Annotated in this window: 13 protein-coding genes; 1 reads left to right on the forward strand and 12 read right to left on the reverse strand. The window is 61.0% G+C overall.

What is annotated here, in order from left to right; translation table 11 throughout:
* Window positions 1-13: 13 nt before the first annotated feature.
* The 4 genes from fabG to H146_RS21855 all read right to left on the reverse strand — a co-directional run bounded on the left by fabG (window position 14) and on the right by H146_RS21855 (window position 1,756).
* Window positions 14-736 (reverse strand): 3-oxoacyl-ACP reductase FabG, encoded by a 723-nt coding sequence (gene fabG, locus H146_RS0107400; RefSeq protein ID WP_019951240.1) that lies wholly within the window; start codon window positions 734-736, stop codon window positions 14-16.
* The gene (locus H146_RS18790; protein WP_019951241.1) at window positions 733-1,224 is read right to left on the reverse strand and encodes a hotdog family protein; all 492 of its coding nucleotides are present in this window, start codon (window positions 1,222-1,224) and stop codon (window positions 733-735) included. The genes fabG and H146_RS18790 overlap by 4 nt, the downstream gene beginning before the upstream one ends.
* Window positions 1,214-1,375 (reverse strand): hypothetical protein, encoded by a 162-nt coding sequence (locus H146_RS21310; protein ID WP_019951242.1) that lies wholly within the window; start codon window positions 1,373-1,375, stop codon window positions 1,214-1,216. The genes H146_RS18790 and H146_RS21310 overlap by 11 nt, the downstream gene beginning before the upstream one ends.
* A 210-nt stretch (window positions 1,376-1,585) precedes the next feature.
* Window positions 1,586-1,756 (reverse strand): hypothetical protein, encoded by a 171-nt coding sequence (locus tag H146_RS21855; protein ID WP_211213306.1) that lies wholly within the window; start codon window positions 1,754-1,756, stop codon window positions 1,586-1,588.
* Between the two features lie 481 nt (window positions 1,757-2,237).
* On the opposite strand from H146_RS21855, the gene H146_RS20665 reads away from it, so the two are divergent.
* A complete protein-coding gene (locus H146_RS20665) occupies window positions 2,238-3,134 on the forward strand; it encodes a LysR family transcriptional regulator (RefSeq protein WP_083920813.1) in 897 nt (298 codons plus the stop codon).
* Window positions 3,135-3,154: 20 nt separating this feature from the next.
* On the opposite strand, the gene H146_RS0107425 is transcribed toward H146_RS20665, so the two are convergent.
* The 8 genes from H146_RS0107425 to H146_RS0107460 all read right to left on the reverse strand — a co-directional run bounded on the left by H146_RS0107425 (window position 3,155) and on the right by H146_RS0107460 (window position 12,350).
* The gene (locus H146_RS0107425; RefSeq protein WP_019951245.1) at window positions 3,155-4,570 is read right to left on the reverse strand and encodes a YfcC family protein; all 1,416 of its coding nucleotides are present in this window, start codon (window positions 4,568-4,570) and stop codon (window positions 3,155-3,157) included.
* A 46-nt stretch (window positions 4,571-4,616) separates the two neighbouring features.
* Window positions 4,617-5,795, reverse strand: a complete 1,179-nt coding sequence (locus H146_RS0107430; protein ID WP_026351824.1) for a M24 family metallopeptidase — start codon at window positions 5,793-5,795, stop codon at window positions 4,617-4,619.
* 205 nt (window positions 5,796-6,000) lie between these two features.
* Window positions 6,001-6,492 (reverse strand): hotdog family protein, encoded by a 492-nt coding sequence (locus H146_RS18800; RefSeq protein ID WP_019951248.1) that lies wholly within the window; start codon window positions 6,490-6,492, stop codon window positions 6,001-6,003.
* Window positions 6,482-7,663 carry a beta-ketoacyl-ACP synthase gene (locus H146_RS0107440; RefSeq protein ID WP_033195554.1) on the reverse strand — a complete coding sequence of 394 codons (1,182 nt, stop codon included), beginning with the start codon at window positions 7,661-7,663 and terminating at the stop codon, window positions 6,482-6,484. Before H146_RS0107440 ends, H146_RS18800 begins: the two co-directional genes overlap by 11 nt.
* Window positions 7,660-8,211 carry a DUF3261 domain-containing protein gene (locus H146_RS0107445; RefSeq protein ID WP_019951250.1) on the reverse strand — a complete coding sequence of 184 codons (552 nt, stop codon included), beginning with the start codon at window positions 8,209-8,211 and terminating at the stop codon, window positions 7,660-7,662. Before H146_RS0107445 ends, H146_RS0107440 begins: the two co-directional genes overlap by 4 nt.
* Entirely contained in the window at window positions 8,208-9,452 is a 1,245-nt protein-coding gene (locus H146_RS0107450) for an NAD(P)/FAD-dependent oxidoreductase (RefSeq protein WP_019951251.1), read from the reverse strand. Before H146_RS0107450 ends, H146_RS0107445 begins: the two co-directional genes overlap by 4 nt.
* 13 nt (window positions 9,453-9,465) lie before the next feature.
* Window positions 9,466-11,772, reverse strand: a complete 2,307-nt coding sequence (locus H146_RS0107455; protein WP_019951252.1) for an MMPL family transporter — start codon at window positions 11,770-11,772, stop codon at window positions 9,466-9,468.
* 5 nt (window positions 11,773-11,777) lie between these two features.
* Window positions 11,778-12,350, reverse strand: coding sequence for an outer membrane lipoprotein carrier protein LolA (locus H146_RS0107460; protein ID WP_019951253.1), 573 nt, complete (start codon window positions 12,348-12,350; stop codon window positions 11,778-11,780).
* Between the last annotated feature and the right edge of the window lie 7 nt (window positions 12,351-12,357).

A 12,357-nucleotide genomic window follows, 5' to 3' on the forward strand; every position in this document is an offset into this window, starting at 1 on the left:
CGCAAGCAGGCCTTCAATAAAGCCCGCCGTTGACTGCAATCACCTGGCGGGTTACGTAGGCGCTATCCGGCGAGCAGAGGAAACTGACCACCCCGGCGACCTCCTCGGCGCTGCCCATGCGCTGCATCGGTACCACCTTTTTGATCTCGACGTCGCTGCCTGCCGTCATATCGGTGTCGATCCAGCCCGGGGCCACACCGTTGACCGTGATCCGTCTTTTGGCCAGTTCCAGCGCCAGCGACTTGAGCGCCGCGATCACGCCGCCCTTGGCGGCAGCGTAATTCACCTGGCCGCGATTGCCCACCTGGCCCGCCGCCGATGAGAGCGCCACGATGCGCCCGCCGCGGCGGCGCTGGATCATCGGCATCACCAGCGGCCGGAGGACGTTGTAGAAACCGCCCAGATCGACGTTGAGAACGCTGTCCCACTGTTCATCGCGCATGCCGGGGAAAGGCGCGTCGTGGTGGAGCCCGGCGTTGAGCACCACTCCATAGTAGGCGCCGTGCTCGGCGATATCCGCCTCCAGCCGCTGACGGGCCTGCTCGCGCTCGCCGACATCGAATGCCAGCCGCCGCGCGCAGCGCCCCAGCGCCTCGATCTCGGCGCACACCTCGCGTGCTTCGCATTCGCGGCTTTTGTAGTGCACCACGATATCGAAACCGTCGGCGGCCAGCCGCAGGGCGCAGGCGCGGCCGATGCCGCGGCTGGCGCCGGTCACCAGTATCGTATTGGTCATGGCGCGTCTTCCTGATGGCCGGTGTCGGCTGTGTCGGCACGTGGGGTGGGCGGCGTCTGCAGCACGCTCAGGTCGGCTTCGGCCAGCGGTTGGTGGGTCTCGCCGTCATGCAGGCTGCCGATAAAACGCCCCAGGCCGCTGTCGGCAAGTACCTCCAGGCGCACTCGCACCTGCAGTGCGCGGTCGAAGGGCAGCCAGTCGCAGTGCGCCGTAAATCGCCGCGCGCCCAGCAGCATGCCCTCACGTGGTCCCTCGTCACCCTCGCCGGGATTGAGCGTTGACCAGGCGGCCGCCGCCTGAGCCATCCACTCCAGCGCAGCATGCACGTGTACCCCTTCGGCTTCTGCCAGCAGGTCGTCGCGACGTGGTGTGACCTGTGCCACGATCTCGTCGCTGTCGACATTCACCACGCCGTCGAGCAGACACATCGGCCCCTGATGGGGGACCAGCATGGCGATATCGACGGACAGCAGATAATCAGGCGTCATCGGTGCGTTCCAGCAGCAGAGCGGCATTGTTGCCGCCAAAGGCGCGCTTGGCAGGGTCGACCTCCAGCGTGGTGACCTCGGCATCGTCGTTCAGCAGGCCTGGATAGTAGTGGGTGTACCATTCGCAGCCCACCATCAGAATCCGTTTCATGTCGTCGCGCTCGGCGGTAGCAGGCAGAATGCGCTAAGCGGTCAGGGTAGGGGTAGCGCAGCCGCACTCCGCGCTGGTCCAGCGCTCTGAATGCACGAGGCCCTGATAAAGCGTCGCTTTCGCGCCCATGAATTCTCCTCTGGATCAGTATTGTTGTTCATGGAACACCCCCTGTGAAGGGGCTGCTTTCCCGAGACTGAATAGAGAGCGTCAGTAGGGCCTGCCGTTGACCGCGATGCGTCTTGTGGACAGCGCCAGCGGCCTGAGCGCCGTGATCACGCCGCCCCTGATGGCGGCGTAATTCACCTGGCCGCGATTGCTCACCTGACCCGCCGCCGAGGAGAGCGCCACGATACGCCCGCCGCGGCGGCGCTGGATCATCGACATCACCACAGCGGCCGGAGGACGTTGTAGAAACCGTACGGATCGACGTTGAGGACGCTGTCCCACTTTTCATCGCGCATGCCGGAGAACGGCGCGTCGTGGTGGAGCCCGCATAGTAGTTGCCGTGCTCGGCGATATCCGCCTACAGCAGCTCTGATTGGGACCATCAAACGTCTCGGGCATTTTGATCACAATAGCCCGATTTTTTGCTACTGATGTATGACAGCTGTGCCCGCATTGCTCTCATTGTGGCACCATCCTGAAGGCACAGTGAATGATCGCAAGGGGATAGGTGGAGCCGTGCGTTACCAATTTCCGGATGTTGTGTTTTAAATGATTTGTCAAAAGAGTACGTGCATAGGCGCAACGGAATCCGCTTCTGGTGGCGCTATCTTTTAACGAAGAGTCCATGCTCAGGCATCTCCTCCGGGAATGCTTCGCATGATTTTTCAGGCCTTGCAATAATGTGAGATATAAAATGGAATTAAGGCATTTAAGATATTTTGTTGCTGTTGCTGAAAATCTTCACTTCGGTCAAGCTGCACGGCAGCTAAATATTTCTCAGCCGCCGCTCAGTAGTCAGATTAAAAACCTGGAGGAAGAGGTTGAGGTTCAGTTGTTGATTAGAAATAACAAGGAGGTAAGGCTGACACCGGCAGGAAAGAATTTCCTCACGGCGGCTAAAAATTGCATAGCCACCCTGGAGCGTGATATTGCGGTGACGCGAAGAATTGCCGAGGGTAAGCAGGGTAGTGTTTCGATTGGTTTTAGTGGAACAATGTCGTTCCATCTTGTACCGGAGATTGTAAAGAATTTAAATGAACACCATCCGGATATTGATATCCAGCTTCAGCAACTAACCACACATGATCAGGTTGCCAGCCTATTACATGGTGATATCGATGTCGGTTTTTTAGTGTCACCTGTGCTGGATGATCGGATTGATACCGTAGCCATAGTTGAAGAACCATTTGTAGCCTGTTTGCCTGAAACTCACGAATTGGCACAGGCAATTGAGCCCTTGAATCTGGGGAAGCTGAGTTGCGATGCGTGGGTTATGACGCCAAGGGAAGCTGGCCATGGCTACTATGATGCAGTTCTCGCACTCTGTAACGGACATGGATTTAGCCCTCATGTTGTTCAAAACGCTCAGGAGCAACAGACACTTGTTGCGCTCGTCGCGGCGGAGGTAGGGGTAGCGCTATTGCCTGCCTCAGCCGCATGTATCATAAATGAAAGGGTCGTTTTTAAAACTATTAATTCTGACGTTAAAAAAATAAACTCCATGGCGTGGAACCCCGCCTTACTCACAGACGTTGGTGCCTTTTTTGTGAGCTATATTCGCGCCAATTTTATTGGCGGCACGAAAACCTGAAGCCATCGTGCCGCTGTGTGTCAGAATGGGCCTAAATTGATCATGACAGCGATGCTCAAGGCGACAGCACCGATTGCCATCCATATAAGTAGCAGTGGAATCACGAATTTTATCCACTTGATCCATGGAATGCCACCGATGGCAATGCTGGCCATCAAGATACCTGAGGTTGGTGTGACAATATTGGTAAACCCATCTCCAAAGTTATAAGCCAGGACAGCAACTTGTCGCGTTAGTCCAATGGCGTCGGCCAGTGGCGCCATGACAGGTACGACGATGGCAGCCTGACCGCTAGCAGAGCTAATAATAAGGTTGAATCCGAGATTGAAGATATACATTCCCAGTGCAGCTACGACATGTGGCAGCGGGCCCAGCATTACAGCAATACTGTTAACGATAGTATCCAATACATATGCGTCTTCGAGTACAACGACGATAGCTCGAGCCAAACCAACGATGAGCGCTGCATAGAGCATGCCCTGAGCGCCCTGAATAAACAGGCGCACATATTGATTTGGGTTTATCCTGTTGATAGCGGCCGTTCCGAGGCTTATAACCATAAATAGCGCGCCCATCTCGCTAAGCCCCCAGCCTAACGTAAAAACTCCAGTGACGTAACCTGTCATACAGAGTGTGAAATAGGCAAGAATGATCTTATGAAGTTTTGTGAAATTGTTGGGGATGGAAGAAGAGTTTTCAATTTCAGCGGGGAAGGGAGTCTTTCCAAGAATAGACTGGCTTTGATCTTTTGAAATTTTTGATATGTAGCGGCAAAGGTAAATCACTGTCGCGGCAAGTACGCAAAGGTAGACAGCAAATCGGAACCAAAGTCCGCTGAATACAGGAAGGCCTGCAATCTCCTGACCGAATCCCGTAGTGATTGGGTCAAGTCCACCAATCGTATAGCCGGCATAAGCCCCCAGGTAAATAATCGCGACGCCCGCGATGGCATCCAGTTTGAAGGCGCGAGCGATAATAATGCCGATAGGTATAAATGCGATTACGGCGGTTTGCAAGGCGCCTATAAAACCTGCGATGGAGAAAACTACAGATACCGTGACAACAAGGGAGTACTTCTTCCCTCTTGTCTTGTTGATAAGGCGCATGATACCAGCTTGTATGGCTCCCGTGTAGTCGAGTATCGCAAAAGCGCCACCTATGATTAATACCAAAAAAATTATATTGGCCGAGTCAATGAGGCCTGCCTGGATCGAGAGAAAGAAATCCAGCAGTGTCGTTGGGTTTGAGTGGAGAGACTGATAGCTGTCCGGAACAACCATGGGGACGTTATCGCCGGTTGTCCTCTCGAAGCTTCCCGCTGGGATCAACCATGTGGTTATAGAAGCCACGATCAGCATGGCGAGCAGGATAACGTATGAGTCTGGTAAAGCTCTCTTCTTGTCTTTCTTGCTGCTGGGGTTTTGAGGTATATTCATTTTGATCTCTTCTTGTACTGATTGTGTAGGGATATGCTTTCACATTCTAGATAATGAGAGATTCGAGGTCTCTTGGGTAATATGTGATCATTTCCATTCCCTTGTCGGTTACCACAATCGTATCGGAGTGTCGAAACGCGCCTATACCCTCTACATATAGACCAGGCTCTATGGAAAATACCATGCCTGGCTCAAGTATGGTTTGATCACCCAAATCGAAAAATGGCGCCTCATGGTTCAGGAGTCCCATGCTATGGCCCGAATGGTGTTTCGCATAATCCAGGAGTTTGTTTTCCCTGAAGTACTTTTGAACTTCCTCCTCAATACGGCAAGCTGGAAGGCCTGGCCTGATAGTTCGGAATGCTATTTCCTGGGCTTCATGCATGTGGCGAAAGAAATTTTCCTGAGTTTTCGAAACTTCTCCGATAAACATCGTCCGTTCGAGTTCGCTTTTATAGCCCCACACGTCGCTGGCTGCCTGTGAGACTACGTTATAGCCGGTCTTGAACATTGCATTCTGGTTCTGGGAGTGTGGGAAAGCCGAGTGCTCCCCTATCTGACCTCGATAGAAAGCGTGAGCGGGAGAGCCATAAGGCCTATAACCGGCACCCAGGGTGTCGAACATTGCACGAGTTGCTTCATTTGTGGAACGGCTTTCGGCCTCAATCTCTCGCTCTCCGGGAACCGTGTATTTGACCAGTAATGTATGTGCCAGATTGCCCCAACGTGCGGATTCTCTGATTAATTCAATTTCGTTGTGAGATTTAATATAGCGCTGCTGTTCGACGACTCCCTTGAGAGACTTTGTCTCTTTAAATGAGCATATGGTGGTTAGATGAGGGCCTGTATAACCCTTTGCAGAGGCATATCCCTCGGCATCCACACCTACCCTGAGATTTTTAAAATTTCTATCTTCAAGTATGTTGGCCATGTATTTCATTGGATGGGTCTTGCCAGGGTACTCTGGATATTCGTGAGTTTCTTCAATCACCGCATAGCGATGTGCGTGCTCACGTTCCATACGTGGGACCAATAGAGAGAAAATGCCTTTCGGATCGATTATGAGGGCAATCGGACGCTCGGAAGGTCGAAAATGAAAGCCTGTAAGGTAAAAAATATCAGTCACACTAAACAAGACGGCAGCATCACATTCCTTTTTTTGCAATGTTTCAAAAAATGTCTGCTGCCTGGATTTAATTTCCGATTCGGGAATTTCCAAAATCATGCGGGCTCTCCATGGAATAGATTATGGAAAGCTATCAGGTTCTTTCTATAGAGGTAAAATACTGTTTATGTTTTAAACGATACGCGAAACATATCGTTGCTAACGTTTACCCAAAAGCATGGGTCAGCGCTATAATGCCTGCTCTCACTAGTGTCCCCCACTTCCCGATATCAACGGCTGGCGCCGGTCACCAGTATCGTATTGGTCATGGCGCGTCTTCCTGATGGCCGCTGTCGGCTGTGTCGGTGCGGGAAGCGGGCGGCGTCTGCAGCACGCTCAGGCCGGCTTCGGCCAGCGGTTGGTGGGTCTCGCCGTCATGCAGGCTGCCGATAAAACGCCCCAGGCCGCTGTCGGCAAGTGCCTCCAGGCGCACTCGCACACGCAGCGCACGGTCGAAGGGCAGCCAGTCGCAGTGCGCCGCAAATCGCCGCGCGCCCAGCAGCATGCCCTCACGTGGTCCCTCGTCACCCTCGCCGGGATTGAGCGTTGACCAGGCGGCCGCCGCCTGAGCCATCCACTCCAGCGCAGCATGCACGTGTACCCCCTCGGCTTCTGCCAGCAGGTCGTCGCGACGTGGTGTGACCTGGGCCACGATCTCGTCGCGGTCGACATGCGCCACGCCGTCGAGCAGACACATCGGCCCCTGATGGGGGACCAGCGTGGCGATATCGACGGACAGCAGTGAATCAGGCGTCATCAGTGCGTTCCAGCAGCAGAGCGGCATTGTTGCCGCCAAAGGCGAAGGCGTTGGAGAGCGCCAGGCGCGGCGGCGAGCGGTCGAAGCCGGCCTCGATCAGCGTCAGCGGCATCAGTGTCGGGTCGAGCGGCAGCTCGTGCACATGGCGGGGATAGAAGCCGCGTTCCAGCGCCAGCCAGCAGAAGGCCGCCTCCAGCGCGCCGGCGGCGCCCAGCGTATGGCCGGTGAGCGCCTTGGTGGCGCTGGCAGGCGGTGCTGCGTCGCCGAAAAGCGCGTGCAGGGCGCGCGCCTCCATGGCGTCGTTGTGGCGGGTGGCGGTGCCGTGCAGGTTGAGGTAATCCACCTCTGCAGGACGGCGCCCGGCCATGTCGAGGGCAGCGCGCATGGCTTTCAGGGCGCCGCTGCCCTCCGGGTCAGGCGCCGAAATATGGTGGGCATCCGAGCTTTCGCCGTAGCCCGTGAGCTGAATGCCGCCCGTTTCACGGGTCACCACGAACAGGGCCGCTGCCTCGCCTATGTTGATGCCGCCGCGCTCGGCAGTGAAGGGTTGGCAGGCTGTGTCGCTGATCGCGCCCAGCGCATCGAAGCCGTTGATGGTCAGACCGCACAGCGTATCGGCGCCGCCGGCGATCACCGCGTCAGCCTGACCGGAGAGCAGCAGCCGGCGCGCGGCGGACAGCGCCCGGGCGCCGGAGCTGCAGGCGGTGGAGATCGTCCAGGCCGGTCCCGCAAGCCCCAGCCGGTCGCGAATGAAGTGCGCCGGCGCGCCCAGCTCCTGGTGAGCGTAGCGATAGCGTTCATCGAAAGGCTGTCCCGGTCCACAGCGCGCTATCGCCGCTTCTGTTTCGGAGATGCCCGAGGTGCTGGTGCCCATGACGACGGCGATGCGCTCCGGGGCATGATGGCTCAGAGCGGCATCGAGCGCCTCGCCCAGCGCCGCCAGCGCACTGGCGATCAGGCGATTGTTGCGGCTGGCCCACTCGGCCGGCCAGCCCTCGGCATCTGCCAGCGGCGCTTCGATGGCGCCCAGCGCCAGCGGCCGTCCCGGCGTGTAGCGGTCGCTGTCGGTCAGGCCGCGCCGGCCGTCACGCAGTGCCTGGACGATGCGCTCATGATCGGCACCGAGGCTGCAGATCACTGCCGGGCGAGATAGGCGGCAGGGCGCTGTCATGACGCTGAGGTCTCGCCGAAGGGAGCGATCACCATGCGAAAACCGAACTGAAAATCGGTCAGTACCTTGCGGCCATCCCGGAAGCCGTCGATACGCGCGCGCAGGGTATCGCCCTGGTAGATGCGCCGCACCGGGCCATGCTCGAAGTGCTGCTGTTCGACCCGCCATTCACTGCCGGCAAAGGCACGCGCCAGCTCGGCTTCGGAACGCAGGCTCCACTCGAGGCGCTGAGCGAACCAGCCGGCGGGGAAGGGGGGATCCATCAGACTCTGCGTATAACGCGCGCCGTCGGCGTCACGCTCCAGCGTCATCAACCGCTGGCCGGTGGGTGTCGTGACCACCACGCGCATCCCCTCCGGGGTGAGGCGGGTGACCGTCAACAGGGTGCGCTCGGGCTGCGTATCGTCGAATGGCTCGAGAGTCAGGCGGCGCTTGAGGGTTTGCGTTTCGCTCCAGCCGGCCGGCGGCTGGGGCGCCATGCTCGGCACGCTACAGGCGCTCAGCGTCAGGACAAGCAACAGGGCAACAGCAGGACGCGCTTTGATCATGAGGCGTATCCGCACAGGGCGGCCAGGGTATCGAGGTGACGGCGCGGCCGCGCCACGAAGGGGTTATCGGTATCCCACACATAACCGGCCAGCACGGCGCTGATAGGGCGTCGCAGCCAGTCGGGCGGTTCGGGGTGAAAGATGATGGCCGGTAAACGGCCATCGTACCAGGCCTCGACGAAGGCGCGAAAGACATCAATGCCGCGTCGTAGCGGCTGCTCCCATTCGCGCTGCCAGTCGACCGCTTCGTCGTCCAACTGGCGGTCGATCAGCGGCGCGGCGAGACAGGCAGAGCGCACTGCCACGGTTACGCCGGAGGAGAAGATAGGGTCGAGAAACTCACCGGCGTTGCCCAGCAGCCGGTAGCCGGGGCCGATGAGCGAGCGGGTATTGCGGCTGTAGTCGTCAAGCGCCGCTACCGGGCGGTGAAAGTGGCGAGTATCGAGCCATTCGCCCAGTTCCTCGAACTGCGCCAGGCAGGCCCTGAAGGCGTCAGACGGGTCACCGCCGTCGTTCAGCGCGCTCGCCTGTGAGGTCTCGCCGACGAAACCCAGCGAGGCGCGACCGCTGGAGAAGGGAATCAGCCAGTACCATAGCGCCGCCGAATCGCTCAGGCCGATCTGAATGCTGTCGCGCTGAAAACCCGGCGCCGGTGTTTTCAGCGATAGATGGCTGAACAAAGCGCGCCGCGCGCTCAGGTGCGCCTCGCTGCGGGTTCCCTCGAGGCGCGGCAGCAGCTGGGCGAAGCCGCTGGCATCCAGCACCAGCCGCGCGCCGAGGCGATAGCGTTGACCGTCGTCACGCTCGATCGTGACAGCGGGACGTACCGGGTCGGCGTCGAAGGCGACGGCACGCTCGCCGAAGCGGGTTTCGGCGCCGCGCGCCGCGGCGGCCTCGATCAGGCGTTGATCGAAATCGGCACGCTCTACCTGCCAGGCGCGACCGGGGCCGGCACAGCTCTTGTCGCTGAAATCGATATCGACGCGCTCGGCGCCGCGCACGAAGCGCGCGCCGCCCTTGTGCTGAAAACCGGCCGCCGCGATGACACCGTCGAGACCGCTGCGCTGCAGATCGTCGAGGCACTGCGGCAGCAGGCTCTCGCCGATCGCAAAGCGCGGGAAGTGGCTCGCCTCGATAACCCTGACATGCCGGCCGCGCTCGGCCAGCAGGGCGGCGGCGACCGCCCCGGCGGGGCCGGCGCCGATGATGGCGATGTCGGTATCGATGTCGACTGCGCGCATGGCTGCCTTCTCCTCACCCGTCGGTAGCCGATTCGCGCCGCTGCACCAGCGCAGTAAGCAGCCATACGCCGGCCAGCCCGATCAGGGTGGTCATGCCGATATAGTGCAGCACGGGCGTGGCGCTGAAGGCCAGCAGGCCAAAGGCCAGCAGGCTGGAGAGGATCGACAGGGTGATCGCCAGCCAGGCGTGGTGCGCGCGGGGATGCTCCTGCATGAAGATACCGGCATCCAGCCCGATGCCCAATACCAGCAGCAGTGCCAGCTGGTGAAAGAGGTTGATCGGTACGCCGAGCAGCGCATAGAGGCTCAATACGCCGAGAATGGCACCGCCCGCCGGTGCCAGCACGCGCCAGCTGCGGCGTCGGTAGCGCAGCGTCAGCAGGGCGGCCACCAGCGCCAGCGCACCGGCCACCCACAGGGCGATCTGACGGCGCAGCTCGCCCAGTACCGTCGAAATGCGTGCCACCCGGTCGACCAGCTCGACCCCCGGGGTCTGTTCGGCCAGTTCGGCCAGCGACGTGCGGGCCTGCGCGTCGGCACGGCCGCTGAGGGTGATCATGCCGGCCACGCCGCTGTCGCTTGCGTCGCTGTTGGCGCCCAGCCACAGGCGCCGGTCGGCCTCACCGGCGGATGTGGCCAGCCACGCCTGCAGGTCGAGAAAGGGCGGGGCGTCGAGTTCGGCGCGGGCGCGGGGTGCCAGTGCCGCGGGCAGGCCGGCGGCGGCCAGCAGGGGATCGAGCTCGCGGTCGTAGAGGGTACGGGTCAGCGCCAGGTTGTGGCGCTGGCGCTGATGTGAAGGGACATGCTCGGCAAGGCTCGAATAGCCGCCCAGGTGGCCTTCGGCCACCAGCCGGTCGAGAGGTGCGGCAAGTGTCTCGGCGCGTTCGAGAAAAGCCTCACGGTCGGCGGCGTCGATCAGCAGGTAGAGTGAACCGGTATCGCGCCCCAATTCGCGCTGGATCAACTGCTCGTCCTCGATCAGGCGCGGCGACGAGGTGTTGATCAGCCGCAGGCTGTCATCGCTCTCCAGGCGTAGACCGACCAGTACCAGTGCCGCCACTGCCAGCAACGCTGCCCGGCGCGGCCCCAGCCGGCCGCGCAGCCGTGCCAGTACCTGCCACAGCCGAAGCGCCAGCCGTTCGGTGCCGGGGTGGCAGCTTATCCTGATCAGCGGCAGCCACAGCACTACGCTGAGCCAGGCGCCGATCAGTCCGAGGGCAGCGAATACCGCCATCTGCTTGAGCCCCGGCAGTGGGGTAAAGGCCTGCACGACATAGGCGGTAACGCTGGTGACCAGCCCCAGTGCCAGACCCGGCAGCATGCTGGCCAGCCGGAACCGGCTGCCGCCGAGCGTGCGGGCGCACTGCAGGTGCAGGGCGTAGTCGATCGCCACACCGATCAGGCTGCCGCCGAAGGCCAGCGTCAGCAGGTGAATACTGCCAAACAGAGTCAGGGTCAGACTGAAGGCAAACAGCCCGCCGGCTGCCAGCGGCAGCAGCAGCGTGGCCAGGGTGCGCGGCGAGCGAAACACCAGCAGCAGAATGGTCAACACGCCGAGCAGCGAGCCCAGCCCGATGGTGTTGATCTCGCGGCTCGCCTGTCGTGCGCCGTCGGCGGCGTGGAATACCATGCCCGAGCGCCACAGCTGCACGTCGGGATGGGCCGCTTCGAAGTCGCGCAGCGCGTCGGTGAGCCGCGACTGCAGGGCCGGCGTCCAGGCGCTGCCGGCCAGCCGGCCGGTGATCGCCACCAGCGCGTGGCCGTCGACCTCGAGCGTGATCAGCTCACCGCTGGTGTCAAGGCGGCTGGAGAAGGCGCCCTCGACCCAGCGGTCGAGCAGCGCGAAGGGGTCGCGCAACGGATGCTGATCCAGCGCGGTGGGCATCACCAGGGTGGCCAGTGCCTGCTGGCGCAGCGCCGCGGTGTCGCCGGCGGCGATATCGTCGGCCAGGCCCGGTGTCAGCAGCCGATAGCGCGCCGGACCGAGAAGATCGATCAGGCTGTCGAGCGGAAAGTCGCCGGGACGGTAGCGCAACTCATCGATTGCTCCGGAGGCGCGCAGTCGTTCGGCCAGCGCGTCGCTGGCACGGCGCCTGTCGGGGGCGTCAAGCAGCAGCACGAAGCGGTCGGTAAAGGGGGCGGCAAGCTGGGCATTGGCACGCTCGATGCGCGGTGACTGCGCGGTTTCGGGCAGCAGGGCGGTCACCCGGGTGTCGAAGCCGGCGCCGTGCATCAGCTGCCAGCCGCCCAGCGCCGCACAGGCCAGCAGTACCGATAGCCACAGCAGTGCCAGCCACCGTATGGGCGTGGTTCCCGGCATCACGCTCAAGTGCCCGGGCTGGCGTTGGTCGCGGTGTCGGTCAGCAGGTGAATATCGAGGCGGTCACCGTCGGCCATGGCCATCTGCACGTTTTCGAGCTGCGCGCCGCCACGCATGTCGATGCGTTCGAGGTATTCGGCAAGCCCCGCCTGGCGCGGCCGCAGCGTGGCATGCCAGTTCGCCTCGCTGCCCTGCAGATCGATCTCGAAGCGCTCGGCCAGCGCCGCCAGCCGGCCGTTGAGCAGCTGCATGATCAGCGTCGCCACGCCGGCCGGGTCATCCTGGAGCGCCTCGCCGTTGTGGCGAATGCCCGCCTCGGAGAGCTCCAGCGTCTCCTTCACCGGCTTTTCGAGTTGCCAGATCACCCGTTCGCCCTGCTCGAAGCGATAGCGACCGCTGCCTTCGATGCGGGTATCCAGATCGGCCAGGTAGCGGCTCTGCTCGAAGCGCCCGGAGACGTCGCCGCTGACGGCGAGATGCTCGGCCAGTGACGCGACGCTCAGGGCGTGAGCCGCCGGCACGATCGACAGCGCCAGCATGGTGGTCATCAGCAGTAGACGTAAACGGCGAAAGGGCATTGCGATA

It is taken from the genome of Kushneria aurantia DSM 21353 (assembly GCF_000382245.1).
In the GTDB taxonomy this organism is placed as follows: Bacteria; Pseudomonadota; Gammaproteobacteria; order Pseudomonadales; family Halomonadaceae; genus Kushneria; species Kushneria aurantia.

Bases quoted from the DNA above. Each gene is read 5' to 3' on its own strand.
- fabG (WP_019951240.1), bottom strand. From the start codon at position 736: ATGACCAATACGATACTGGTGACCGGCGCCAGCCGCGGCATCGGCCGC.
- H146_RS18790 (WP_019951241.1), bottom strand. From the start codon at position 1,224: ATGACGCCTGATTATCTGCTGTCCGTCGATATCGCCATGCTGGTCCCC.
- H146_RS21310 (WP_019951242.1), bottom strand. From the start codon at position 1,375: ATGAAACGGATTCTGATGGTGGGCTGCGAATGGTACACCCACTACTAT.
- H146_RS21855 (WP_211213306.1), bottom strand. From the start codon at position 1,756: ATGATCCAGCGCCGCCGCGGCGGGCGTATCGTGGCGCTCTCCTCGGCG.
- H146_RS20665 (WP_083920813.1), top strand. From the start codon at position 2,238: ATGGAATTAAGGCATTTAAGATATTTTGTTGCTGTTGCTGAAAATCTT.
- H146_RS0107425 (WP_019951245.1), bottom strand. From the start codon at position 4,570: ATGAATATACCTCAAAACCCCAGCAGCAAGAAAGACAAGAAGAGAGCT.
- H146_RS0107430 (WP_026351824.1), bottom strand. From the start codon at position 5,795: ATGATTTTGGAAATTCCCGAATCGGAAATTAAATCCAGGCAGCAGACA.
- H146_RS18800 (WP_019951248.1), bottom strand. From the start codon at position 6,492: ATGACGCCTGATTCACTGCTGTCCGTCGATATCGCCACGCTGGTCCCC.
- H146_RS0107440 (WP_033195554.1), bottom strand. From the start codon at position 7,663: ATGACAGCGCCCTGCCGCCTATCTCGCCCGGCAGTGATCTGCAGCCTC.
- H146_RS0107445 (WP_019951250.1), bottom strand. From the start codon at position 8,211: ATGATCAAAGCGCGTCCTGCTGTTGCCCTGTTGCTTGTCCTGACGCTG.
- H146_RS0107450 (WP_019951251.1), bottom strand. From the start codon at position 9,452: ATGCGCGCAGTCGACATCGATACCGACATCGCCATCATCGGCGCCGGC.
- H146_RS0107455 (WP_019951252.1), bottom strand. From the start codon at position 11,772: ATGCCGGGAACCACGCCCATACGGTGGCTGGCACTGCTGTGGCTATCG.
- H146_RS0107460 (WP_019951253.1), bottom strand. From the start codon at position 12,350: ATGCCCTTTCGCCGTTTACGTCTACTGCTGATGACCACCATGCTGGCG.